At 60.5% G+C, this 21,897-nt stretch carries 20 protein-coding genes; 11 read left to right on the forward strand and 9 right to left on the reverse strand.

All coding sequences use genetic code 11. The features are described 5' to 3' along the window. Positions 1-24 precede the first annotated feature (24 nt). Entirely contained in the window at positions 25-1,701 is a 1,677-nt protein-coding gene (locus RAK1035_RS13525; protein ID WP_008282144.1) for an alpha/beta hydrolase, read from the reverse strand. A gap of 327 nt (positions 1,702-2,028) precedes the next feature. Between RAK1035_RS13525 and RAK1035_RS13530 the strand changes: the two genes are divergently transcribed. Both RAK1035_RS13530 and RAK1035_RS13535 read left to right on the forward strand, forming a co-directional pair. Next, positions 2,029-3,111: an alpha/beta hydrolase gene (locus RAK1035_RS13530; protein WP_112303162.1), complete on the forward strand. Its 1,083-nt coding sequence runs from the start codon at positions 2,029-2,031 to the stop codon at positions 3,109-3,111. A 190-nt stretch (positions 3,112-3,301) separates the two neighbouring features. Next, a complete protein-coding gene (locus RAK1035_RS13535; protein WP_008282146.1) occupies positions 3,302-3,496 on the forward strand; it encodes a hypothetical protein in 195 nt (64 codons plus the stop codon). A gap of 226 nt (positions 3,497-3,722) precedes the next feature. On the opposite strand, the gene RAK1035_RS13540 is transcribed toward RAK1035_RS13535, so the two are convergent. The 3 genes from RAK1035_RS13540 to RAK1035_RS13550 form a co-directional block, all read right to left on the reverse strand. Next, positions 3,723-4,643, reverse strand: a complete 921-nt coding sequence (locus tag RAK1035_RS13540) for a helix-turn-helix transcriptional regulator (protein ID WP_008282147.1) — start codon at positions 4,641-4,643, stop codon at positions 3,723-3,725. Between the two features lie 130 nt (positions 4,644-4,773). Then, complete coding sequence (locus RAK1035_RS13545) at positions 4,774-6,834, reverse strand: xanthine dehydrogenase family protein molybdopterin-binding subunit (RefSeq protein WP_008282148.1); 2,061 nt, start codon at positions 6,832-6,834, stop codon at positions 4,774-4,776. Next, complete coding sequence (locus RAK1035_RS13550; protein WP_008282149.1) at positions 6,834-7,289, reverse strand: (2Fe-2S)-binding protein; 456 nt, start codon at positions 7,287-7,289, stop codon at positions 6,834-6,836. The genes RAK1035_RS13545 and RAK1035_RS13550 overlap by 1 nt, the downstream gene beginning before the upstream one ends. Before the next feature lie 317 nt (positions 7,290-7,606). On the opposite strand from RAK1035_RS13550, the gene RAK1035_RS20525 reads away from it, so the two are divergent. Further along, positions 7,607-7,753 (forward strand): helix-turn-helix transcriptional regulator, encoded by a 147-nt coding sequence (locus RAK1035_RS20525; RefSeq protein ID WP_008282150.1) that lies wholly within the window; start codon positions 7,607-7,609, stop codon positions 7,751-7,753. A gap of 20 nt (positions 7,754-7,773) precedes the next feature. Here RAK1035_RS20525 and RAK1035_RS20255 read toward each other — a convergent pair whose 3' ends face one another. The 3 genes from RAK1035_RS20255 to RAK1035_RS13565 form a co-directional block, all read right to left on the reverse strand. Then, complete coding sequence (locus tag RAK1035_RS20255) at positions 7,774-7,941, reverse strand: hypothetical protein (RefSeq protein WP_157132420.1); 168 nt, start codon at positions 7,939-7,941, stop codon at positions 7,774-7,776. A gap of 121 nt (positions 7,942-8,062) precedes the next feature. Next, positions 8,063-10,180: a methyl-accepting chemotaxis protein gene (locus RAK1035_RS13560; protein ID WP_008282151.1), complete on the reverse strand. Its 2,118-nt coding sequence runs from the start codon at positions 10,178-10,180 to the stop codon at positions 8,063-8,065. Between the two features lie 353 nt (positions 10,181-10,533). Then, positions 10,534-11,346, reverse strand: a complete 813-nt coding sequence (locus tag RAK1035_RS13565) for a helix-turn-helix domain-containing protein (RefSeq protein ID WP_037298396.1) — start codon at positions 11,344-11,346, stop codon at positions 10,534-10,536. Between the two features lie 132 nt (positions 11,347-11,478). On the opposite strand from RAK1035_RS13565, the gene RAK1035_RS13570 reads away from it, so the two are divergent. Genes RAK1035_RS13570 through RAK1035_RS13605 form a run of 8 tightly spaced genes read left to right on the forward strand, consistent with a single transcriptional unit; the run spans position 11,479 to position 19,494 of the window. Beyond that, positions 11,479-12,216, forward strand: a complete 738-nt coding sequence (locus tag RAK1035_RS13570) for an aspartate/glutamate racemase family protein (RefSeq protein ID WP_008282153.1) — start codon at positions 11,479-11,481, stop codon at positions 12,214-12,216. Positions 12,217-12,239: 23 nt separating this feature from the next. Continuing rightward, positions 12,240-13,478 carry an ABC transporter substrate-binding protein gene (locus RAK1035_RS13575; protein WP_008282154.1) on the forward strand — a complete coding sequence of 413 codons (1,239 nt, stop codon included), beginning with the start codon at positions 12,240-12,242 and terminating at the stop codon, positions 13,476-13,478. A gap of 13 nt (positions 13,479-13,491) precedes the next feature. Next, complete coding sequence (locus RAK1035_RS13580; RefSeq protein WP_008282155.1) at positions 13,492-14,730, forward strand: branched-chain amino acid ABC transporter permease; 1,239 nt, start codon at positions 13,492-13,494, stop codon at positions 14,728-14,730. Next, positions 14,727-15,917: a branched-chain amino acid ABC transporter permease gene (locus RAK1035_RS13585; protein WP_008282156.1), complete on the forward strand. Its 1,191-nt coding sequence runs from the start codon at positions 14,727-14,729 to the stop codon at positions 15,915-15,917. Before RAK1035_RS13580 ends, RAK1035_RS13585 begins: the two co-directional genes overlap by 4 nt. Next, the gene (locus RAK1035_RS13590) at positions 15,914-16,681 is read left to right on the forward strand and encodes an ABC transporter ATP-binding protein (protein ID WP_008282157.1); all 768 of its coding nucleotides are present in this window, start codon (positions 15,914-15,916) and stop codon (positions 16,679-16,681) included. The genes RAK1035_RS13585 and RAK1035_RS13590 overlap by 4 nt, the downstream gene beginning before the upstream one ends. After that, on the forward strand, positions 16,674-17,378 hold the full coding sequence (locus RAK1035_RS13595; protein ID WP_008282158.1) for an ABC transporter ATP-binding protein: 705 nt from the start codon (positions 16,674-16,676) through the stop codon (positions 17,376-17,378). The genes RAK1035_RS13590 and RAK1035_RS13595 overlap by 8 nt, the downstream gene beginning before the upstream one ends. After that, on the forward strand, positions 17,378-18,205 hold the full coding sequence (locus RAK1035_RS13600) for an asparaginase (RefSeq protein ID WP_008282159.1): 828 nt from the start codon (positions 17,378-17,380) through the stop codon (positions 18,203-18,205). Before RAK1035_RS13595 ends, RAK1035_RS13600 begins: the two co-directional genes overlap by 1 nt. Further along, positions 18,202-19,494, forward strand: a complete 1,293-nt coding sequence (locus RAK1035_RS13605; protein WP_008282160.1) for an aspartate ammonia-lyase — start codon at positions 18,202-18,204, stop codon at positions 19,492-19,494. Before RAK1035_RS13600 ends, RAK1035_RS13605 begins: the two co-directional genes overlap by 4 nt. 443 nt (positions 19,495-19,937) lie before the next feature. Here the strand turns inward: RAK1035_RS13605 and RAK1035_RS13610 are convergent, their stop codons facing one another. Next, positions 19,938-20,999: a hypothetical protein gene (locus RAK1035_RS13610; RefSeq protein ID WP_008282161.1), complete on the reverse strand. Its 1,062-nt coding sequence runs from the start codon at positions 20,997-20,999 to the stop codon at positions 19,938-19,940. 533 nt (positions 21,000-21,532) lie between these two features. Next, complete coding sequence (locus tag RAK1035_RS13615) at positions 21,533-21,847, reverse strand: hypothetical protein (RefSeq protein WP_037298307.1); 315 nt, start codon at positions 21,845-21,847, stop codon at positions 21,533-21,535. Positions 21,848-21,897: the final 50 nt, after the last annotated feature.

Here is a 21,897-nt window from a genome sequence, read left to right on the forward strand (position 1 = left end):
TCTATCAACTTTTCTGAAATTGCTTTAGCGCGGGGTGAGATCCCTCAGATGGTCGATGAGCCGCGCTTCGATTTCGGGGGTCCAGCCTGCAGGCTCCAGCGTTTCGGCCCAGGCGGGAATATAGTGGCGTGCGGCGTAATCATGGCCATAGCCCAGCGTTCCAACCGCAACCGCCATGTCAAAACCGACCTGCAACATCGTGACAAGAGGCACCCAGCGCATGTCCGGCCCCAGATCAGGCGCGCGGTTCGCTCTGAGCCAGTCGGGACGCCGCCAAGCCAGAGAATAGTCGAAAAAGACGATGGGATCGCTGCCATATTGCAAGAACACAAGGCGGATCGGTCCCCATGGGGCCTCAAACCGCTCCAGCCCGCCATCCTGATTGGCGGTGCGGATCAAAGACCCGTTTCCGAATTTTGGACGCCATGCCGGGCTGTCGGGATGGCGCCGGTCCTGCACCATCCGCCACATGTCGCTGAGGAACGGCGAGCCGGTCCACAGAGCGCCGTGAAAGGGATCCCCGAACATATTCAGCAGGGGAACGGTTTCCTGTGACAGGAAAGCCCCAAGGCTCAGACCGTGCAGATAGAGGCGGGGGCGGTTTGTCGGTGGCTGCGCGGTCCAGTGCCCATAGATCAGATCAAAGAGTGCGCGGGATTCCGCGAGCCCGTTCTCAGGGTCGATGATCACCGACATCGGGCTGGACAGGTAGGAATACTGGATCGCGACCGTGGCCACGTCGCCCCGCGTGATATACTCCAGCGTATTCATCGCACCGGGGTCGAGCCAGCCGGACCCGGTGGGCGTGGCGATGACAAGGTATTTCCTTTCGAATCCGCCCACCCGCACCAATTCGTCAAAGGCGAGCTTCGCGCGCTCTTCAACCGTCCCCGAGGCGGTGAGCCCGACATAGACCCGGATCGGTTGGCGGGCCGGTTTCTCCCAGAACGCCGCGATGTCGGCGCGGTCGGGGCCCGAGATCACATAGCCGCGCCCCCAACGCCCCAGATCCTCCCATGCGATCAGCGAGGCCGCACTCCCCGGCGTGTCCGCGTCCGTCGGCGGTGCAAGATCAGGCGGGATCACCAGATCGGCGATCCGCGACGTGGTGTCGATCGTCCTGAGGGCAAAGCGAAAGGCAATCCCGTCGATCACAGCCCAGAAGATCCCCAGCGCCAAGAGCAGCCCGACCCCCCGCGCGACCCGCGGCGGCAGATACCGCGCGGTGCGGCGATACCATTTGGCCGCGAGCAGCTCAAAAAGTCGCCCGGCGAAAATTAGTAGCGCGGCAACGGCCAGGGCAATTGCGACAACAAAGGTCGTGGCAAAGCCGTCGAGTTCGGGCAGGCCCCAGACTACGCGGATAGAGTTCTGCCATTCTGCGCCCATCCAGAGGCCAAAGCCGCAGATCATCAGCGCGAGCGCATAGATCGCGTAGATTTGCACGCGCGATGGCCGGAAAGCCGGTTGCACACCCAGCCAGTAAACGCCTGACCTGACAACGTATGCCGCCGCATAACCAATCGCAAAGACAAGACCCCCAAGTGCTCCCTGTATCTCGGGGCCGCGCGGCACCATCGACGGCGTGAGCGACATGGCAAAGAGCACGGCTCCAACCAGAATGCCCGCGGGAGAGAGCGGCCCGAACAGTCTCGGCAGCAGTTCAATCACGCCATCGGGGCGATTTTCCTTGTCGCGCATCCCTGTACCTCGGAGTGACAGTCTACCGCATTACATGGCACCATGGCCACCTGACAATCCAGCCCAAATGCCCGAATTGATGGTGATGCGAAGGTCAGGACCATCCGGACCGTTGATCCGCGCCGCGCAAACAGGCTCGACGGCCCGATGCCGCCCTAAGGATCAACCCGGTTGGGTCAATCCTCGTCTGGACAACTTCGGGAGCCTGACCGAATGTGCTTGGGAAACTTCCAACCTAGCGGGGGCGACATGGGTCTTGCACACGAATCCAGAGTTCCTGCGCCTGTCCTTGTGTTCCGTCGCTGCACCTTGATTATCGGTGTCTTGATGACACTGATCCTAACGGCCTGCAGCCGTCCTCCTGAAATCATTGGCATCGACAATCCGGCACTCCGCCCGGCGGTTGAGGCAGAGAGCACGCGGCACCGAATTTTTATCACAAGCAGCCGCGCGCCGTCCGAGGAACCCGGAGCGTTCTTGTCGGCCAACCGTGCGCGCACCCTTGGTCTTGCATCTGTGGATGTGTTGGTGCCTCCGACCCATGCCATCGGCCAGTTGAAGCGACCAAGACGCCTGCCGCCTGACCCGCGAACAGAGTTCATGGCCGTTGATCCGGTGACCTATGCCGGTGATGTTGCCTTTGTTGACGCGATCAACCGCGAGCTTGCAAGCCGCGCCGCCGACAAGCGGACGATCCTGCTTTTTGTCCACGGGTTCAACAATACGCCAACAGATTCCCTGTTGCGGTTGGGTCAGTTTGTCGAGGATACCAACTTTGAAGGCGTGCCTGTCTTGCTGAGCTGGGCATCTGCGGCACGCACGATCCGGTATGTTCACGATCTCAACAGCGCTCTGATCGCCCGGGATATGGTGCCTGAAATAGCCGAGATTCTGGGACAGACCAAGGCGCATAGCGTTGATGTTTTCGCGCATTCCATGGGCAGTCTCTTGACTATGGAAGGTCTTGTGGAGCGTGATCGAAGCGGTGAGCTGGGCCGTAGAAAAAATCTGAATACCATCGTTCTGGCCGCGCCCGATATCGACATTGATCTGTTCCGAGCACAGCTCAACCGGTTATCCCCCGAAATCCGACGCTCGATCTTTTTGCTAATCTCAGAGCGGGACGCCGCTTTGCGTGTTTCTGCCCGCCTTGCCGGTGGTGTGCCCCGTGTGGGGGCTGCCCCGCTCAGGGATCTTGAGGAATTCGGGCTGACCGTGATCGACCTGTCAGACATCAACGACTCCAGTTCATGGAGTCATTCGGCATTTGCCGGTTCGCCGGATGTCGTCCAACTGATCGGGGCGGGACTGAACAGCGCAGGTCGCTTTGGAGAGGATACGTCCCCTCTGATTGATCAGATCCTGACGGTGTCCCCCATCCGGGTTTTGCGACAGAGCCCCGGCGGCTGAGGATCTGCCAACGCGCTCAGTCGATATGCAAATTGTTGATTTTCGCGTCGGATTGACCCGTTTTTCCATGTGGCGCGGCCCCCTTTGAAACATGATAACCTCATGAAAAAGAGGCGGATTTATTGAAACCAGCGGGTCACAGTGGCTAAGGACCCTGGATCAATTCCTCGCGAAATTCAACATTGGCGCCATGATCACCCGCAAATCAGCGCAGCTGGTTGTTTCCAGCCTTTTGAGACAGTCGTGGAAAAGCCTCTGGGCGCGCCTTTTGGCGTGGGTGTTTCGCTTTGACATCAGACTGATTGCTCCGCTGACAAGAAAGCTCATGGTGCATTATCTGGGCTCTTTGACGGCGGTGACCGAAAAGACCGCAGAGCGTGCTTGATATGTCGGCTAACGACCCGGAGCAGACTTTCGCTGCGAAGGTCACGAATGGCCGCAGTGCGCAGAAAGCGGGGTTTGCATAGTTGGGACGCGGCCTTTGCCTTGAGAGCAAGACCGGCCCTTAGCGGCCGATCAGCAAATGAGACCTGAGTGTCCGCAATGTGTAAGGCTCATTCTGCAGGTGAAACTTTGTAATACGTTCAGGCAGATGGCGGGCTTCAGATCTGCTACTGGCCAAAGTCTGCGCGATAGCTGCTCGGGGTTGTGCCTACGGTTCGGCTGAATGTGCGAGCAAAATGGGCCTGATCGGCAAAGCCTGCGATGAAGGCGATCTCTGCAAGTGCTGGGCCATTGGATTTGCACAGGTGGGTTGCAGCGACCTCGATCCGCGCATCGGTCACAAGGCGGGAAAAGGAAGCCGATCCTTCGGTCAGGCGGCGCTGAAGGGTGCGGGGCGCGGCGCCAGCTTCGGCCGCAAGACTGGCCACTGTCCAGCGGCGCACCGGGTCTGCAACAAGACGGCCTCGCAACCGTGATACCAGATCGGTCTCCGGGTTATTGTCATGCACTTCGACCGTTCTGCTTGCCGATGCCGCAGTCAGGACGACACTGCCGACACCTTGTAACGTGCGCGGGTCATGCCATTTACCCTCGCTGCGCCAGACCGCGCCCGCGTCAGTTTTCATCGTCACATCCGTCGATCCGGTCATCTCGGTCAGGATTGTAAGAAGCCCAAGCACCAACAAGCTTTCTGCCATGGATGGCGGCGGGCCATGGTCACGCGCGCGGTGGGTCAGTCGAAAGCGGTGCAGAGAAAGCTGCTCTATCTCGACCCTGTGTCGCCCATGGCTGAAGCGCTCCAGCCTGTGCCAGCGCTCCATGAGATCAGGTATGTCCCTTGCATTGGTCAAGGCTTGGACGACCGGCTCGGGGGCCATGGCGCATGCGGCGTCTGCAATGGACAGGATGGCCAACGGGCCATGGCAGGCCAAGACAGCGCCGAGGACCGCACGCTTGTCCGCAAGCGAAACATGCGCGGTCGGGGACGTCGGCACGGGAATGGAAATGCCCTGCCGTGCAAGCCCCATTGCGACCAGGCGCATCATGGCGGCCGAAGTGAAATCCTGTCCTTCAATGCGTTGAGCCATGCACGTTAACCCTTTCCAGCCAGAGGATAATCCAAAACAGGGGGATGTTCAAAAGAACGAAGGTCCGGCACCCTCTTTCGGAGGCAGGGCAAAACACGAAAGGTCAGGGCACTTTTGTAGCCGAACGCCATCATAACGCGAGGTCCCCGGCCCGCGCCGGAAAGCGGACCAAGCGTCGGCCGGTGGCTGCGCGGATCGCATTGGCGATGGCGCCGGGGCCTGCCACCATGACGGTTTCGCCTGCGCCTTGTGGCGGACGATCGCTTTGGATCAGATCAACGGTGAGTGTGGGTGTATCGGTCATGCGCGGGATTGGGGCATCCGCAAAGGTCTGGGCCGTGACGCGCCCGTCTTCCGTGGGCAGATCGTCGGTTAGCACCATGGCAAGGCTCCAGACTAGATTGCCTTCGCATTGCGCACGGACCTGATCAGGGTTGATGACCAGCCCGCAATCATGCACGCACCACATTCGCGTGACCCGCACCCGACCACGGGCATCGACGGCCACATCGGCAATGGCCGCCGCATGGCTGGTCTCCTTGTAGGTGCCGCAGGCGATACCGCGTCCCACCCGCAGACCCTCGGAGAACGCAGGCGTTTTGCCCCAACTAGAGATTTCACCCACCCGCTCAAGACATGCCGCCAAAAACGGATCAGCAACATGCGCAAGGCGGAACGCCAAGGGATCGACGCCTGCGGCCAGTGCCGCCTCGTCCATGGCACTCTCAATAGCCAGCGCGTTCGGCCCGGCACCCAGCCCGCGCCATGGGCCGGTATGCACAGGCAGGCGCACCATGTCATAAGCTGCGCGGGCACGGCCCAGCACATAGGGCGCGGCCATACCTCGCGCCACGCCACCATCGCCGGCAAAGACGTCGGTGCCGCGCTGCATCCAGGATGGCACGACGGCGGCGGTGAACATGATATGCGAACTCATCTGCGCATGGTCCCAGTCGGTGATCCGGCCTTGCCCGACGCGCGCCCTGACCCGGTGAGAAGACGGCGGGCGGTGGAACCCAAGCGCATATTCCTGAGCGCGCGTCCACTGCACCTTGATGGGGCTGCTCACGGCAAGTGTGAGTGCCGCCGCCTCTGCCTCAACCGTGCAAATCGTCTTGCCGCCGAAGGCCCCGCCAATCCGGCAGGATTGGACAGTGACTACCCCGGCAGATAGCCCGAAGGCATCGGCCAGAAAATCTCGGATGTAGAAGGCATCCTGCGTACCGGCCCAGACCCGCAATGCCCCGTCTTCCCATGATGCTACGGCTCCGCGCGGCTCGATCGGGCCATGGGCTGCCATGGGGATATCAAGACGCAGATCGACATCCCACGGGCCAGCCTCGGGCGCGCCGTTCAGAACCTTGTGCGGGAGTGCGCCCGCTCCAAGACGGGCATCGACGTCAATGGCGCGCGCGATATCCGCGTGGGGGTGTTGGCCCGCCACATCCCACTCCACCTGCAACGCTTCAGCAATTGCATCAAGCGCGCCGGGTCGGGCGGCGACAATGCCAAGCCCCTGAGCCTTGCCAATCGGCGGGCCACAATCCTCGACAACCGCGACAAAGCCAGGCACCGCGCGCGCCGCGTCGATATCCCAGCGCCGGGGGCCAGAGTGCAACTCGACGGACGCTGGGGCGCGCAGCACCCGACCATAAAGCATTCCCGGCAGTCGGATATCGGCCGCATAAAGCGGTTCGCCCGTGACGATCCCGCGCGCTTGGACCAGTTCGGGGCTGGCGCCGATCAGGCCACCGCTGCGCAATGCGCGCAACTCGGAGACACGACGCGCCCTGACACGGACCAGTCCTGCAACCTGTCCGGCAGCCAGGGCATCGCGCAGGGCGGCACAGGCCTGCGCCAACGGTTCGGCAAACAGCATCACCGATTCACTGCCCACCGTCGCCTTGACGCGCGGCATGTCGGTCGCATGCAGGACCACGTCGACCCGGTCCCACTCCGCCCCAAGCTCGGTGCAGGCGACCTGCTTCAGTGCGGTGGCGATGTTCTGTCCCATCTCGGCGCGCGGCAGGGTCAGGGTGAAATGCCCGTCCCGATGCGCGATCCATCCGATGGCAGTCGAGACGTCCGGATCAGGGCGTTTGGGGATAACTGGGATGCGCGAACACGCCGTCGCACCGATAGCGGCCACAAGCCCCACGGCCGAGGCCGCCAGAAACGCACGCCGCCGCATCACACACGCTCCGCCGCGCGGGCAATCGCCGCACGGATACGCGGATAGGTGCCGCATCTGCACAGGTTGCCGTCCATCGCCGCATCAATGTCATCCTCCGATGGGTCAGGCGTTTCCTCCAGCAGCGCCACAGCCGCCATGATCTGACCAGCCTGACAATAGCCGCATTGCGGCACTCCGAGGTCCAACCAGGCCTGCTGGACAGGGTGCAAGCTGTCCGCGTCGGCCAGCCCCTCGATCGTGCGGACGTTCAGACCCTCGATATCGCCGGAGCGGATCATGCAGGCGCGCGTGGCGGCACCTTCCACGATGATCGTGCAGGCCCCGCAAATGCCAACTCCGCAGCCGAATTTCGCACCTGTCAGTCCGATGTGTTCCCGCAACAGGACCAACAGCGGCTCATCCGCCCAATCGGCCGGAATATCCTGACCTAGTCCGTTCAGAGTGAAGCGCATGAGTAACTCCCGTTCATGGTTTGAACGGCAATTAACGCGCGGACGAACACCAGTCTTGAACAATCACGCCAAACTGCAAGAGCTTTGCCAAGGCACAGAGCGGACGCTCACATGAGGAGATCGAAAGACCGCTCCCCGCCCGACGCGAAGAATACGACCGCCTGCGAGCCGCGGCTGACGATCTGGCCGATCTGCAGACCTATGACCGCGCCAAGGCCGCGCTTGCGGCGGGCGAGGATGGACTGATCCCGGCGGACTACGCGAACCGCCTGTTGAACGGCGAAAACGCTTTGCGCGTCTACCGAGACCTGCGCGGGATGACACAAGCCGCCCTGGCCGCAAAAGCGAGCGTGAACCGCGTGACTGTGGCCGAGATCGAAACCGGTCGTAAGCAGGGCTCGGTCACGACCCTGCGGGCCTTGGCCAATGCGCTTGGCGTAAGTCTGGATGATCTGGCTGAGTAAGGCCGGCCCTAGGCCGCCGGTCAGCCTGTTGAGCTGGGCTCACCAAAGGGGCCACTCTGACTTGGTGAAGCATATTGTTTGAGAGGCGAGGTCGGCTGATAGCTTTCGCCGTCCACCGAAAGAAGGCTGCGTTGGTGGGTAAACCGGTCGAAGATCGCGAGGTCGAGGTTAGACAGCATCTGCAACATCTGTATCCGCTTCGGACATCTGCGCGCCGATGGGGCATCCCCTGATTCAGCGCATGCCCGCCTCGTTGCTCCCGATTTTTCGGATCCAGTTGTGCCCCATTAACTCGCCAGCTTTGACGCATCAGATGCTACGGATGCGCCTGACAAATTCTGACATCGTATCTGTCATCCGCAATGCCGCATCGTCAACATGTTGCATCAGCGACATGACCTCGTTCGCCGCAGTTGATGCCAGCTGGGATGCTTTCTGAACCTCTGAAATACCGCTATCAACCTCATTCATCCGCGTGGCCGTGCTGGACATGCGCGATGCAATGCTGGTGGTGACGGTACCTTGCTGCTGTGCCGCAGCCGAGATCGTTCCCGCTTGGGCGTTAACTTCGCTTATCGAAGCAGAGATCGAATGTATCGCGGTTGAATTGCTGGCCACGGCGGCGACGACGTTCTGGATTTCCTCGCCGATCTGCGCAGTGGACTCGGCGGTGTTCACTGCCAGCCTCCTTATTTCTGCGGCGACCACGGCGAACCCGCGTCCAGCGTCGCCAGCATGTGCGGCCTCGACAGCGGCATTCAGCGCAAGCAGATTTGTTCTATTCGTGACCTCTTTGATCAGACCCACGATACCCGTAATGCGCCCGGCAACACGCTCCAACTCTGCAAGGATTCGGGAAGCCGCGTCTGCTTGCCCGGACGCGGAGTCAACCAGTTGGGCCGTGCGGCCGATACCCTGAACAATCTCGGCAACAGAGGATGACAGCTCTTCGGACGCCTGTGCTACGGCATCGACCGAGGCAGCCGTTTCACAGGCGCTGTCCTTGGCGGCTTTGGACTGCCGGGATGTTTCTTCGGCGGTGCTCGCCATCGCGACCGCAGCCGAGCGCGCCTGTTCTGCGGCATGGGATAGCGCCTCGACCACCTGTTTCGCTTGCCCCTGCACTTCGCTGCCCAATATGCGTATTGGCCGGATCAGCAAACGCGCCAGCAAGAGGCCAGCGAAAAAGATGGCAGCTGCCAAAATCAGCATGTTACGCTGCGCTTCCTGTCTGCCTTTGATTGCGTCGGCGAGCACCTCGTCCTTTGAAATCTCGGTCACAACGCGCCAGTCTAGCCCGGACAGTGATAGAGGGGCGCTGGCTGCAAAGACGGGATCGCCATGATGGCTGATGCCTTCGAAAAATCTTGTGTCTGTCCCACCAGTTTCATTGATGCTGCGAACCAATGGGGTATCGAAAAGCATACCAACTTCGGCTTCTCGACTTAGCAGCGGGATTGACCGCAATCCCATGTCACCGGAAAAGATATAGGCATCTTCACTGCCATAGCGCCCCGTTGTCAGCCCCAGCACATCATCGGCAAAATCCGAAGGCAATTGGGCCGCGAACACCCCTGCGAGAGCGCCTTCATCGCGGATTGGCAGCAACAAGAATGCCGCTGCTGCACCGTTTGACGGGGCATAGGGGGCAAAATCGACGAAAGTGTAATCGCGGACGGTATTGCCTTCGATTATCTCGACGACAGATTTCGCGAATTCCGTATCACGATAGGGACCGCTGCGGAGTGACGTGCCGAAGTCCGTTTCCTTGAAAGTGGAATAGATAATGCGCCCGTTTACAGGCTCGATCAAGAAAAAGTCGTAAAACCCATACCTGTCCAAAGTCGCATTCAGCGCCGGATGGAATTGAGCGTGCAGTGTGCTGTAAAGGCTTCCATCGCCGGGATTGGCCAACGCTTGTTTGCTCCCAATCGTTGCGGGATTGCCGAAAATGAAAAGCTGCTGCAACAAGCGCGCCCGTTCATCAAGGTCGTTGATCCAAACTTGTGCCGCCGTCGCGGAGGCGTCCTCGGTCGCATCCCGTTGCGCGTCGAAACGGCCCTGCATCGCTGCGTTGTCAAGGTTTACGGTTGGGGCTGCATGCAACTGCTCTACGGCGTTGTCCAACCGACGCAGGGCGTCCAACGTAGCGGGGGAAGCGGCGACGGTTTGCATGGCGCGCACTGTCGCGTCGAAATAGCTCTCAACGGACTTTCGCTTCAGATTCAACGCAGAGGTTAGAAGCGCCTCGGCTGAAAGGTGAGCCTGTCGCGAACTGCGTTCCAGATCACTGGTCGAAACAAACCACAACGGAAACAGCCCAGCGATCAGCAATGCCGCTGTGACTTTGACGATAAAGGGTACTCGTAACTGACTGAGCATTTCTTGTTGGTTGCCTTCTTGATTGTGAGAATGAATCTTGCCCATCGACGCGGGCCGCCAGACACAAACGACTGACCCGTTAGGATTGTTAGGCTCATTCCTACTACCCGCTTCGGGCTCAAAGCATCTATGCGGTGGTGCAGCATGGCCCGCTGACACTTTGAGGTCGACCATCGACACATCGGCTCGTGGCACAGCATCAACGCACTCGGCCCGTTGCTGCCGCTCGAACCCGAGATTTGTTTCTCTCGGCTTCCCTCATACCAGCCGCTCGACGTGAGAGCTGCGCCCCTGCAGGCCTCCCGCACTGATCAGTGATCGGGCCTGGGCCAAATGAACCTTCGGCACTTCTTTGTCCACGCTCTTTGGCACCGATAGTGGAAAGGCGACGGATCAACCTACGGGACCGAGGGGTTATGCGCCTGAAACCCGAAGGGCCCCGAAGTACGGTTGTCGATCATCGGCAGAATATGTCCAGGAAGATCAGGATCATCCGGGGCCAAGAGCCCGACCCGGCGCAGGTTGGCAATCAGGCTCGCGCGGGGCGGCGTGCGCTCCAGATACGTGCGCACGGCGCATGGCACGTGATCGCGATTGGCCGAGACGCCGACCTTCACCCCGTGCAGCACCCGCCAGCGAAAGCTGTAGTCGGGGTAGAGCACGGTCTGCGTCACCTCGATCCCGGCGCCGGTTTCATAATCGTTCATGAACACCCTGTCGCCCGTCATAAGGGCAAGGCCCTGATAGCGGAAATGTCGGGTGACGACGGTCTTGGGGTCGCCGATACGCTCAAGACGGCTGTAGAATAGATGCTCTCCCTCGGGTGCAAAACTCACCAGCGAACGAATGACCATCCCCGGCGTAGACATCGACCAGTAATATTCGAAGAAGCTTCCCGAAAGCTGAAAGATGCGGGGGTCATTGCGCGCAAGAATGCGGTCGAAATGCATCCGCAAAACGCGTGAAAAGTTGTCCGACGACAGGCCGCGCAACTTCACGATGGCCGCAAAATCGGGCGGTGGCAGCCGGATCTCATATTCCTCTACACCGAAGTAATCGCAAATCCGCCGCAAAAGCGCGGTGCGTGGAGAGGAACTTCCCGCCAGATAGCGATTAAGCTGACTGCGGTTCAACCCGATATCCCGGGCCACCGTCGAGATGGACGGTCGATAGCTGCACAGCAGGCGCAGATTTGTAGACAGGTCGGACATGATGCTAATTGGCCCTGTTTCTGCACCGCAATGCACCAAAATGCAACGATTTGCGAAATTGTCAAGCGGCATGGCCTGACCCCAGTCTGTGCATCAAGGGGCATCAGACCCCAACCCTCGGGGATGTGATTCATGGACAGAACTGCCCGCGTCGCACCGTGTCGCGCCACAATTGGGATTGTCGCGGGCTCGGGCCCCGAAGCAGGAATTGACCTTTGGGCCAAGATTCTGCGTCGCAACGCTGCCGCTCTGGGGCCTGCTTTCCGGGGCGATCTGGATGCGCCGCGCGTGGTTGTGTTGTCCGAACCACAGCTTGGACTGTCGATGGACCTTGCGGCCAATGAAGGCCCGGTTTGGGACGCGATGCAAAGCACAGCCACCCGCATCGCGGGGCAGTCGGACGCATGGGCAATCGCGTGTAACACGTTGAACTGGTTTGCCCCCCGTATTGCCAGCCTTGGGTTGCCCGCGGAATTCGTCAGCTTCCCCGGCGTGGTCGCCGATTGGATTGCCAGTTCTGGACTTCGTCGCATTGGCCTTTTGGGCGCGGCACCTGTGACCGAAATGGGCGCATGGTCGGCCTATCGAGACCTTGCCGGGCTGGTCGAGATCGAAACGCCCGCCGACCGCGCCGTATTGCAGGATCTGATCCATGACGTGAAGCGGCTTGGCTCGGCCGATCCGGATCTGCGGCCGCGCTTTGCCCGGATTGTCGAGGCGATGCAGGCCGAGACCCTGCTTTTGGCCTGCACCGAACTGCCGCTGATCGCCGATGTTTCAACCTCGAAAACGCTCGTCGATGTGACCGATCTGGTCGCTGACGCGCTTGTTGCGCGCTCCCTTGCGGGAAGGGACTGCGCTGTCATTTAACCCGCTCAACAGGAGAACGACGTATGAAGAAACTGCTTCTGACGGCAAGCGCTCTTGCGCTTGCAGCGGGCGCCGCAAGCGCCCAGGCCGCCTGCCCAATCAAGATCGGTGCCACCGCTCCTTTGTCGGCACCTGGTGCTGTCACTGGCGGCGAGGCGATGCGGGATGCCATGGCTATCGCCGAAGCCGACATCAATGCAGCCGGGGGCGTGCTGGGGTGCGAGGTGCAGGTTGTCGTGGCCGATGACGAAGGGTTGCCCGAACGTGGTCGCGCCGTGATGGAACGCCTGATTGCCCAAGATCAGGTTGTCGCCGTGGGCGGCGGTTATCATTCGTCTGTCGGGCTTGCGAATATGGAAGTGGCCGATGCTGCGGGCATTCCCGTGGTCTATGCCGAGACCTGGAACGACGGGATCACCGGCGCCGGACTGAAACACATCTTCCGCATTGCGCCCTTGTCATCCGAAGTCGCCGCAATCTTCTCGAGCTTTGCCGCCACGGTGCCTGGGGTGAAAAAAGTGGTGATGGTGGCCGAAAACACCGACTACGGCCTGCCCGCGTCGGAACAGACCAAAGCGGGGCTGGACAAGGCGGGCATCGCCTCGTCGGTCTATACCGTCGATATCGGGACGCAGGATTTTTCCGGGATCATCCAGCGAATCAAGGCCGAAGACCCGGATATGATCATCCAGCTCTTGACGGGCGAGGCAAGCTACAACTTTACCCAACAATCCGCCGAGGCCGGGATTGGCCCGCAGGATCTGCCCACCACCTGCGATCAGGCGGCGCTGGAATCCGGGGCCTTCTGGCAGAACGTGCCTGATGGCAACCTGTGCTTTGTAAATGCCGTTGGTCTGCCGCGCGCACTGTACAATGACAAGACCAATGCCTTTGTCGCGGCCTACACCGCCAAGACCGGCAAATCGGCAGCCGAGTCCTACGCGATGGAGGCGTATGACTCGATCATGATCCTTGCAGAGGCCATGAAGATTGCCGGGTCCACAGAGGGCGACGCCATCGTCACCGCGCTAGAGAACATAACCTATCAGGGCGTTCTGGGCGAGATTACCTTCCCCTACAACTCGGCCAACCCGCCCGCCACTGCCGGAGTTCCAGACTATTTCTGGCATCAGTTCCCGAACCCGGCCGTAACCATGGTTCAATACCAAGCACCGGGACAACTGGCCGCCGATGCGCCCAATGTCTTCCCACCAGTCTACAAGACGGGCGAGCCGATCTGGCCTGCCTCTGTGCAGCAGTAAAAGGGGCGAGCAGATGGACCATCCGGGGTTCTTTTCCTTGGCCATTCTCTGGATGGTCCTTTGGGGCGCAATCGGCGGGGCGGTCATCCACCGCGCCTATCTGGCCCGCGATCTGGATGTGACCGCCGCCCGCACGGTCGGCGTGGCGGTCGGGGCGGCGACGGGGCCTTTCGGCCTTGTCCCGCTTTACCTGCGGACCCCGACACTAACCCGCGCGTGGCAGGCGCTGCCATGGATCGCAGTGGTAGCGGTGTTTCTGTTCGCCTTTCGGGCGGCTGACCCCGATAATGTCTGTTTCACCTCGGGGGCCTTTGTCACCTCGCAATTGGTGAACGGGCTGATCATGGGCACGATCTATGGGCTGATGGCCTTGGGTCTGGCGCTGATCTTTTCGATCATCGGCATCGTCAGCTTTTCGCATGGCGAATTCTACATGATCGGCGGCATGGTGGTCTACTACATGACCGAAGTCTGGGCACCCGGCCTTGGACCTATTGCCGCCGTGATTGCGGCCTGTGCGGTCACCTTTGGCATCGGTGCGGCGTTCGAGCGGGCCTTTTTCACGCCGATCTATGCAGGAAAGGTCGAGCGCCCGAATGAATACGCGATCCTAGTCACATTCGGTCTGGCCTTTTTCCTGCAATATCTGGTGCAGGGGCTTTCGGGGGCAAACCCTGTCAAGGCCTCGCCCTTTTTCGAACTGCCGCGCAGCGAATGGCCCGCAGGCGCGCCGATTATCGAAACCACCCGCTCCAACATCGAGCTGTTCGACACCATCTCGATTTCCACTCCGCGCCTGACGGCGGCGATCCTGTCGGTCGTGATGCTGCTGGCGCTGATCTGGTTCTTGTACAACACTTGGACGGGCCGCGCCTTGCGGGCAACCGCGCAGGACAGGCAAGCGGCGGCGGTCGCGGGCATCAATCCGGGGCGCATGAACATGCTGGCCTTCGGGTTGGGTTGCATGCTGGCGGGGCTGGCGGGTGCGGTGCTGGTGCAGGCCTTTTCCTGGCTGCCCCAAACGGGTGCCATCCCGGCGTTGCGCGCCTTTGTCATCATCGTGCTGGGCGGTCTTGGATCTTTGCCCGGAGCCTTTATCGGCGGGTTGATCCTTGGTCTGGTCGAGGCGGCAGGCGCGGGCTGCGTGCCTGACCCGACCCGGGCCGCGGCCTACCTGCCAGCCTATGGCATGATCATCCTGACCCTTGTCCTTCTTTTGCGCCCGCAGGGTCTTTTCGGGAGGAAAGCATGATTTCCCATGCCCCCAAAATTGCCGGATATGTCGCGGCGGCCCTTCTGGTGCTGTTCCCGCTGGTCTATTCCGCAGGCAATTATGACTTCGTGATGCATCTGTGGATCACGGCCTTTTACTACGCCGTCCTTGCGTCTAGTTGGGCCTTGCTGGCGGGCTATGGCGGCCAGTTTTCCTTTGCCCATCTCGCTTTCATGGCATTGGGGGCTTACGGCGCGGGCATTCTGGACAACTACGTCTTTCTGACATCCCTGCCGACCGGCACCTGCACCGAGTTCGGCTTTCTGGGCACCAACATCGTTTTTCTACCCCCATCGGGCACCGGCGATGCTGCGGCCTGCCTGACCGCCGCCCGCGCGACATGGCCCGAGGGCGCAACCGTCAGCCGCTTTCCCCTGATCCTGCAAATCGCCTTTGGTGCCATCGTCGGTGGTGGGGCGGGTTGGTTGATCGGCACGTTGGTGCTGCGCCTGCGGGCGGCCTATCTGGCGCTGTTCACCGTGGGGCTGTCTGAAATCCTGCGTGCGGTCCTGTCGGCGGAAATCTGGCTGACCCGTGGGCAGGCCGGCATGCCGATGTCGCCGCTGTTCCCCGATGGCATCACTATCCTTGGCACGACCTATGGCCCCGCGGCCAAGCTGCCCGCCTATTACGTCATGCTGGCACTGTTCCTTGGGACGCTTGCGCTGCTTTTATGGGTCGCGCGGTCGCGCATCGGGCTGTTCCTGCGCTCGCTGCGCGAGGATGAAGATGCGGCCGAGGCGCTTGGCGTCGATACGGTCAAATGGAAACGCGCGGTCTTTGTCCTGACCGCCGCCATCGCGGCCACGGCGGGGGCGGTGCAGGGGCATTATGTTGGCCTCATCACCCCAAACACCATCGTCCTTTTGCAAATGTCGCTGGTCATCGCCATGGCGGTTATCGGCGGCCTCGAAAACGTCGTGGCCGCCGCCATCGGCGCGATCCTGATTTCCTTTGCGCTGGAGTTTCTACGAACGGATTTTACCATCTTGGGAGTTGAAATCGACATGACGACATGGCGGCTGGTGTTCTTTGGCCTGCTGTTGATGCTGACGCTGCGGTTCTTGCGCAATGGCGTGATCCAAGGGGCGTTGATGTGGATCGAAAGGCGCGGTGTGGGCGCAGAAACCGTCGCCAAGCGGCGCGCGGTGGAGGAGGCGAAATGATCACCCTTGACGTCAAAGACATCCGCAAGAAGTTCGGGAGCCACGAGGTGTTGAAAGGCGTCAGCTTTCGCATCGAAGGGCCGGAACTGGTCGGCCTGATTGGCCCCAACGGTGCGGGCAAGACGACGCTGACCAATGTGCTGGACGGCGCGATCAAGCCTGACGGCGGCACGATCCGCCTGAACGGCACAAGGATCGATCCGCTGCACCCCTATGAAATCGCCCGCGCCGGGCTGGGGCGTACCTTTCAGGTGACGCGCGCCTTTCGGCGGATGACCGTGCTGGAAAATCTGTACGTTCCCGCCATGGCCATGGATGCGCGGGTAAACCACAAGGAGATGGAGGAAAAGGCCAACGAAATCCTTGCCTTTCTGACGATCGACCACCTGCGCAACGAATATGGCCGCGCGCTATCGGGCGGGCAGCAGAAGCTGCTGGAACTGGGACGCCTGCTGATGCTGAACCCGGATGTCTACATCCTGGACGAACCCTTTGCCGGGGTGCATCCCAGCCTGATGGCCACGATCTACAAATGGATCGAGCGGGTGAATGGCGAGGGCAAGGCGATCATCCTGATCTCGCACCAGATGGAATCGATCTTTACCCTCTGCCGTCGCTTGCTGGTGCTCAACTTCGGCGACCTGATCGCCGATGGGCCACCCGCCATCGTCAAGAATGATCCCGCCGTGATCGACGCCTATCTGGGGGTCGAGGAAGACATGTCGGGCACCGGCCTGCTGACGCAGGAGGCAACCCATGCTTGAAGTGCGCAATATGGACGTGGGCTATTACAGCGACCTCAACATCCTGTCATCGCTGAACCTTGATGTGAAACCGGGGCAGATCGTCACCATCCTTGGCGCGAATGGTGTGGGCAAATCCACCTCGCTCAAGGCGATCTACGGCTTTCTGCTCCCCAATGGCGGCACAATCCATCTGAATGGTCAGCCGCTGATCAATGTGCCGACGCATGAGCGGATCAACCTTGGCCTTGCCTATATCCCGCAGCACCCCGGCATCTTCCGCGAAATGACGGTCGAGGAAAACCTGCTGCTGGGCGCATGGACCTTTCGCCGCGACAAGGCCCGGATTGCGGAAAAGCTGGACGAACAATACAGCCGCTTTCCGGTGCTGAAGGAAAAGCGCCGCCAGCCGTCGGGGCAGCTTTCGGGTGGGCAGCAACGTATGATCGAGATCGGCCGCACCCTGATGGGCAATCCCAAGGTGCTTTTGGTCGACGAACCCACTGCGGGCCTGTCCAAGACCTATGCCGAAGAGGTTTACCAAATGCTGCGCGATCTGCGCGACCGCGACAATCTGGGTATCCTGCTTGTCGATCAGGAAATCCGCCACGCCCTGCGCATCGCCGATTACGTCTATGTCCTCGAACTGGGGCGCAACAAATTCGAAGGCCCGCCATCCGAATTCGGCGACCTGCAAAAAGCATTCTGGGTGGGCTGATGCGTTTGATACACACCGGCGGCACGATCGGCATGGTGCCGTCGCCGCAAGGCCTTGTCCCCGCAATGAAGCTGGTCGAGGCGGCTGTGGGCGAACGGGCGCGGGTCACGGTCCTTGATCCGCTGGTCGACAGCGCAGCCATTGGCGCGGCAGACTGGAACCGCCTGCTTGACCTGATTGAGACCGCTGACGACCCAGTCATCGTGACCCATGGCACCGACACCATGGCCTATACCGGCGCGGCGCTGTCCCAAGCGCTGGCCGGTCGGGATGCGCCGGTCATCCTGTGCGGTGCGATGGCCCCGCTGGGAACCGGCGGCGATGCCGAAGCGAACCTTGATTTGGCATTGTCGGCACAACCCGGCCCCGGCGTCTGGTTGGCCTTTGCCGACCGCTTGATCCCTGCTGCGGGCTTGGTGAAACATGACAGCCATGGAGCCGACAGCTTTCGCGCCGTGCCGCAGGCACCCCTGTCTCTGCCTCCAGCCCGCAGGTTCAGCGCGGCCCGAATTGGCATCCTGACCCTGACGCCGGGCATTCCGGCAGCGATGGTCGCAGCTGCCTTGTCCGAACTTGACGGCTGTGTGCTGCGGGTTTTTGGCGCGGGAACCGCACCGCCCGATCCGGCGCTTTATCGGGCGTTGTCAGAGGCCCATCAACGTGGATGTGCCTTACGGGCCGTTTCTGTCTGTGAGGCCGGGGGCCTTGTCCCCGGTGCCTATGCGGCAGGGGCCGCCCTTTGGGGGGCTGGTGTACAGAATGGCGGTCTGGACACTGCAGAGGCAGCCTTTGTCCGGCTCTGGCTCCACCATTCGAAAGGCGCATGATGCGGCAGGACAAGGATTCGCTGGGGAGTATCAATATCCCCGATCACGCGCTCTGGGGCGCACAAACCCAGCGCGCAGTCGAGAACTTTCGCGCCAGCGGCATTCCCATCAGCCATTTCCCGTCGCTGATCCGGGCGCTTGCACAGGTAAAGCGGGCTGCGGCAGCCGTAAACGGGTCTCAGAGGCGGCTGGACCCGGCGCTTGCCCGCGCCATCATGCAGGCCGCCGATGAGGTGATCGAGGGCACGCATGTGGCGCATTTTCCCGTCGATGTCCTGCAGGGAGGTGCCGGGACGTCATCGAACATGAATATGAACGAAGTTCTGGCCAACCGGGCTTTGGAAATCCTGGGGCATCCGCGCGGCGCGTATCATGTCTTGCACCCGAATGACCATGTGAACCTGTGCCAATCCACCAACGACGTTTATCCGACAGCGATCAGGCTGGCGTTGATGGCTGAGACGGTCGGCCTACAAGCTGCGCTGACCGGTCTTGCAACGGCGTTCGCGGCCAAGGGCACCGAATTTGCGGGGATCGAAAAGCTGGGCCGCACCCAGTTACAGGATGCCGTCCAAATGACCCTTGGACAAGAGTTCAACGCCTTTGCCAACACGCTGCGCGAAGATGTCGAGCGGCTGGACGAAATTCCTCGGTTGTTCGCAGAGGTCAATCTCGGCGGCACGGCCATAGGCACCGGCCTGTTGGCGCCGGAGTCCTATCGCGCTGCGGTGGTTCCTGAATTGGCGCGGCTGACGGGCCTGCCGCTGACCCCGGCTCAGGACCTGATCGAAAGCTCGTGGGACACCGGCGCTTTCGTTCTCTTCTCGGGTCTCTTGAAACGCACGGCGACAAAGCTGTCGAAGATCGCCAATGACCTTCGGCTGCTGTCGTCGGGCCCGCGAGGTGGGCTGGGAGAGATCAGCTTGCCCGCGATGCAGCCGGGATCCTCGATCATGCCCGGCAAGGTGAACCCAGTCATCCCCGAGATGGTCAATCAGATCGCCTTTCAGGTGATTGGGGCTGATCTGACAGTGACAATGGCCGCCGAAGCCGGACAGTTGCAACTCAATGCCTTTGAGCCGGTCATCGCCTATAACCTGCTCACGGCGCTGACCCTTCTTCCCCGGGGTGCCACGGCGCTGGCCCAGCTTTGTGTCGATGGACTGACAGCCAACCCCGAAACTTGCCGCGCCCATCTTGACCGGTCGACGGCCCGCGTGACCGCAATGGTTCCAGAGATCGGTTATGCGCGGGCAGCGGAATTGGCGAAGGAATTGCTGCTACGTTAGAAATGCTAACGCTGATTGAGCGCCGTTCAGGCATGAGCGTAGAATTCCGATGGCGCATATCTAGCCTGCACTCCGCCCCGGCAAATCCCAAATGATCGCGGTCGTGGTTCAAGGCTTTTCACTGTTGCTGCGTCAAGGGCCGCTCTTCCCGCCGTCCAATGTTAGATTGCGATTCAAGCGCACGACTGCAATCCACCCTTCGCGCTTCTCTGCCGTTCGTGTCTGACGTAGCGAATGACCAGTTTCCGCCCCTTGTGAAGGCGACCTGTGGTTCGACGTGCCCGGCCCTGAGCGGCCGTTCATCGCCGGTAGCATGTCGCATTGCAGCGCCACTGAACTGGCTACTGGCGCCCAGGTTTTCCACAGTATCGCGCGTCAATAGCCGACGTTATTCTGACTAACTCCGCTCTTCACCTATGCGGCAGCAGGACAGTTGTTTCACTTCAAGTCAAAACGCGCGCCTTCCATGCTGCAAAGCTCTCTACCGGCCTATTTTTGACAAGCGTATATGCGGCTTGATGCGCTGTTACCCCGGCCGGGGCGAGATCGGTCTCCGGGACTGGCCATCCGAGCTTAGTCCCACAACTGAAAAATGCCTCCACATCAGCTTTTGCCGCTTGGGGTATTGAAAAACGCATGGGGCTGTCGCTTTGCGCTAGAATCCTATCGTGAATTATCTTCATCCAGGCTTGGTTCCGCGCGCAGTTATGTTGTTCATAGGTTTCGCTATCGATCGCATCGAGAACCGCCTTGGCCAGCAGCAAAAGCGCTGACGCGCGGTCAAGGTCGGGTTGTTCCACAAGCCATTCCACAAACGGCACAAGCCCGGCCGCGCCGCTTTCCGACCACACGACAGTGATGCAGACCTCATGCCACATGTCAGGGCCTTGCACGCGCAGCCAATCCGTCAAAGCGGCATCTGCCACCGGGCTAACGCGCTCTTGCGACCATCTTTGCTTCTGATCTATCATGCTGTCCCGTTCTGTGGCGGCTTGCGCAACCGTCTCGACTCGCCGAGAAAGCCGCCCTCGCCAGTTCGACCGGATTGCATCGGCCGCCTCCCGCTGTTTGCGGATCATGATGCGGCGTGCTTTTTGGAATTCGACGTCCCCGAATTCGGCAGCTGCCACGAAAAACTCCAAGCGACCCAGTTTTTTGATCGTCAGGGACTTCATGTGGTCGCGCAGGAACACATCCAGTGTCAGTCCATCAAGAGCATCGGCCCCCAACTCGTTCACAAACAAGAAGAGCGCCACCAGAGGGTCCGCTTCCAGGCTCGTTTCAGATCCGACCCTCGTCTTCAGGCGACCGCCTGCGAATACCGGAATTCTATTTGTTATAACAATCACGCTGTCGGCGTAGATCTGACGCGGCGCCAATTCAAGAGATTTCAGCTCGCGCTTAAGCACCGCCTCCGCCTTCGATTGGCGCAGTGTTAGGAAAAGAGCCCATGAAAGAAAGATCGAGATGAATAGCACAAGGCCAGATACAAGGATATGGATCATTTTCGGACACTGCATTCCAACATGAACGGGGAACTTATGTGGTGTTTCTGTCAACAATGTGACACCATCGACTTGCGGGTTCTGCCGACTTCGCCTTGGTGCCGCTCTACCCGCGAGCGGCCGCTGTCCGCCCCGATTGCGATTTTTTTGGTCAGACCGCACAGGTCAAAACAGGTAGGTTACGGCGGCTGCGCCCTCCCGCAACCAAAAAAAATAAAACAAATACTTAAGCCCAGATCGTTTTACTTGTGTATAGGCTCGCGCGTGTTGAATTCTGCGCGGAATTGACCCAGTTTTCCGAAATGCGGTGACCTACTTGTATCAAGAATTCCGCTGACTTTTCATGAGACTATCATGTTTCAGAGGGGGCAGCACCAAATGGAAAAGTGGGTCAATCCGAGACGAAAATCAACAACCTAATTTACACAATATGGGATAGAGCTGGTTCTCCTGTTGTCTCCAAACCATAGTTTTGAAGAGGACCAGGGAGCCCTTCAAACGCTCTGCCAAGCCGGTGATACACCATAAACCCCTCAGAGCCGCTCGCCAGAAAACGCAAACGCTGGAGCGCCAATGGCGCGATACTCGACGATGTCCGCATCCTCCAGATACTCGATCATCCCGGGCAAGTAGCTCTGCGGAACCTCCCGTGAATCCGCCTCTGGGATGGTGCGCAAAATCAGGGCAATCGCAATGCAGATCGCGAGAATCCAGATTGATGCGTTCGAGTTGCGGCGTCTGCCACGCACCAGCATGCTTGGCAGTGGTTTGCCAAGTCGCACTGGTTTTGAGGTATGCCGGCGCTCGGATTTCGGTGTGACATCGTTGGGCCGTGTCGGTGAAGACATGTGATCCTTCTTTTCGTTTCTCGAGTGCATCATGACGGAGTTGACTCTGA

The sequence above is a fragment of the Roseovarius sp. AK1035 genome, from assembly GCF_003288315.1.
GTDB classification, from domain to species: Bacteria; Pseudomonadota; Alphaproteobacteria; order Rhodobacterales; family Rhodobacteraceae; genus Roseovarius; species Roseovarius mucosus_A.

Excerpts from the sequence above, each read along its gene's own strand:
- RAK1035_RS13570 (WP_008282153.1), top strand. The coding sequence starts at position 11,479 with ATGGACAGAACTGCCCGCGTCGCACCGTGTCGCGCCACAATTGGGATT.
- RAK1035_RS20525 (WP_008282150.1), top strand. The coding sequence starts at position 7,607 with ATGACACAAGCCGCCCTGGCCGCAAAAGCGAGCGTGAACCGCGTGACT.
- RAK1035_RS13610 (WP_008282161.1), bottom strand. The coding sequence starts at position 20,999 with ATGATCCATATCCTTGTATCTGGCCTTGTGCTATTCATCTCGATCTTT.
- RAK1035_RS20255 (WP_157132420.1), bottom strand. The coding sequence starts at position 7,941 with ATGTTGCAGATGCTGTCTAACCTCGACCTCGCGATCTTCGACCGGTTT.
- RAK1035_RS13565 (WP_037298396.1), bottom strand. The coding sequence starts at position 11,346 with ATGTCCGACCTGTCTACAAATCTGCGCCTGCTGTGCAGCTATCGACCG.
- RAK1035_RS13575 (WP_008282154.1), top strand. The coding sequence starts at position 12,240 with ATGAAGAAACTGCTTCTGACGGCAAGCGCTCTTGCGCTTGCAGCGGGC.
- RAK1035_RS13535 (WP_008282146.1), top strand. The coding sequence starts at position 3,302 with ATGATCACCCGCAAATCAGCGCAGCTGGTTGTTTCCAGCCTTTTGAGA.
- RAK1035_RS13540 (WP_008282147.1), bottom strand. The coding sequence starts at position 4,643 with ATGGCTCAACGCATTGAAGGACAGGATTTCACTTCGGCCGCCATGATG.
- RAK1035_RS13585 (WP_008282156.1), top strand. The coding sequence starts at position 14,727 with ATGATTTCCCATGCCCCCAAAATTGCCGGATATGTCGCGGCGGCCCTT.
- RAK1035_RS13525 (WP_008282144.1), bottom strand. The coding sequence starts at position 1,701 with ATGCGCGACAAGGAAAATCGCCCCGATGGCGTGATTGAACTGCTGCCG.
- RAK1035_RS13615 (WP_037298307.1), bottom strand. The coding sequence starts at position 21,847 with ATGTCTTCACCGACACGGCCCAACGATGTCACACCGAAATCCGAGCGC.
- RAK1035_RS13550 (WP_008282149.1), bottom strand. The coding sequence starts at position 7,289 with ATGCGCTTCACTCTGAACGGACTAGGTCAGGATATTCCGGCCGATTGG.
- RAK1035_RS13600 (WP_008282159.1), top strand. The coding sequence starts at position 17,378 with ATGCGTTTGATACACACCGGCGGCACGATCGGCATGGTGCCGTCGCCG.
- RAK1035_RS13530 (WP_112303162.1), top strand. The coding sequence starts at position 2,029 with ATGACACTGATCCTAACGGCCTGCAGCCGTCCTCCTGAAATCATTGGC.
- RAK1035_RS13605 (WP_008282160.1), top strand. The coding sequence starts at position 18,202 with ATGATGCGGCAGGACAAGGATTCGCTGGGGAGTATCAATATCCCCGAT.
- RAK1035_RS13560 (WP_008282151.1), bottom strand. The coding sequence starts at position 10,180 with ATGGGCAAGATTCATTCTCACAATCAAGAAGGCAACCAACAAGAAATG.
- RAK1035_RS13580 (WP_008282155.1), top strand. The coding sequence starts at position 13,492 with ATGGACCATCCGGGGTTCTTTTCCTTGGCCATTCTCTGGATGGTCCTT.
- RAK1035_RS13545 (WP_008282148.1), bottom strand. The coding sequence starts at position 6,834 with ATGCGGCGGCGTGCGTTTCTGGCGGCCTCGGCCGTGGGGCTTGTGGCC.
- RAK1035_RS13595 (WP_008282158.1), top strand. The coding sequence starts at position 16,674 with ATGCTTGAAGTGCGCAATATGGACGTGGGCTATTACAGCGACCTCAAC.
- RAK1035_RS13590 (WP_008282157.1), top strand. The coding sequence starts at position 15,914 with ATGATCACCCTTGACGTCAAAGACATCCGCAAGAAGTTCGGGAGCCAC.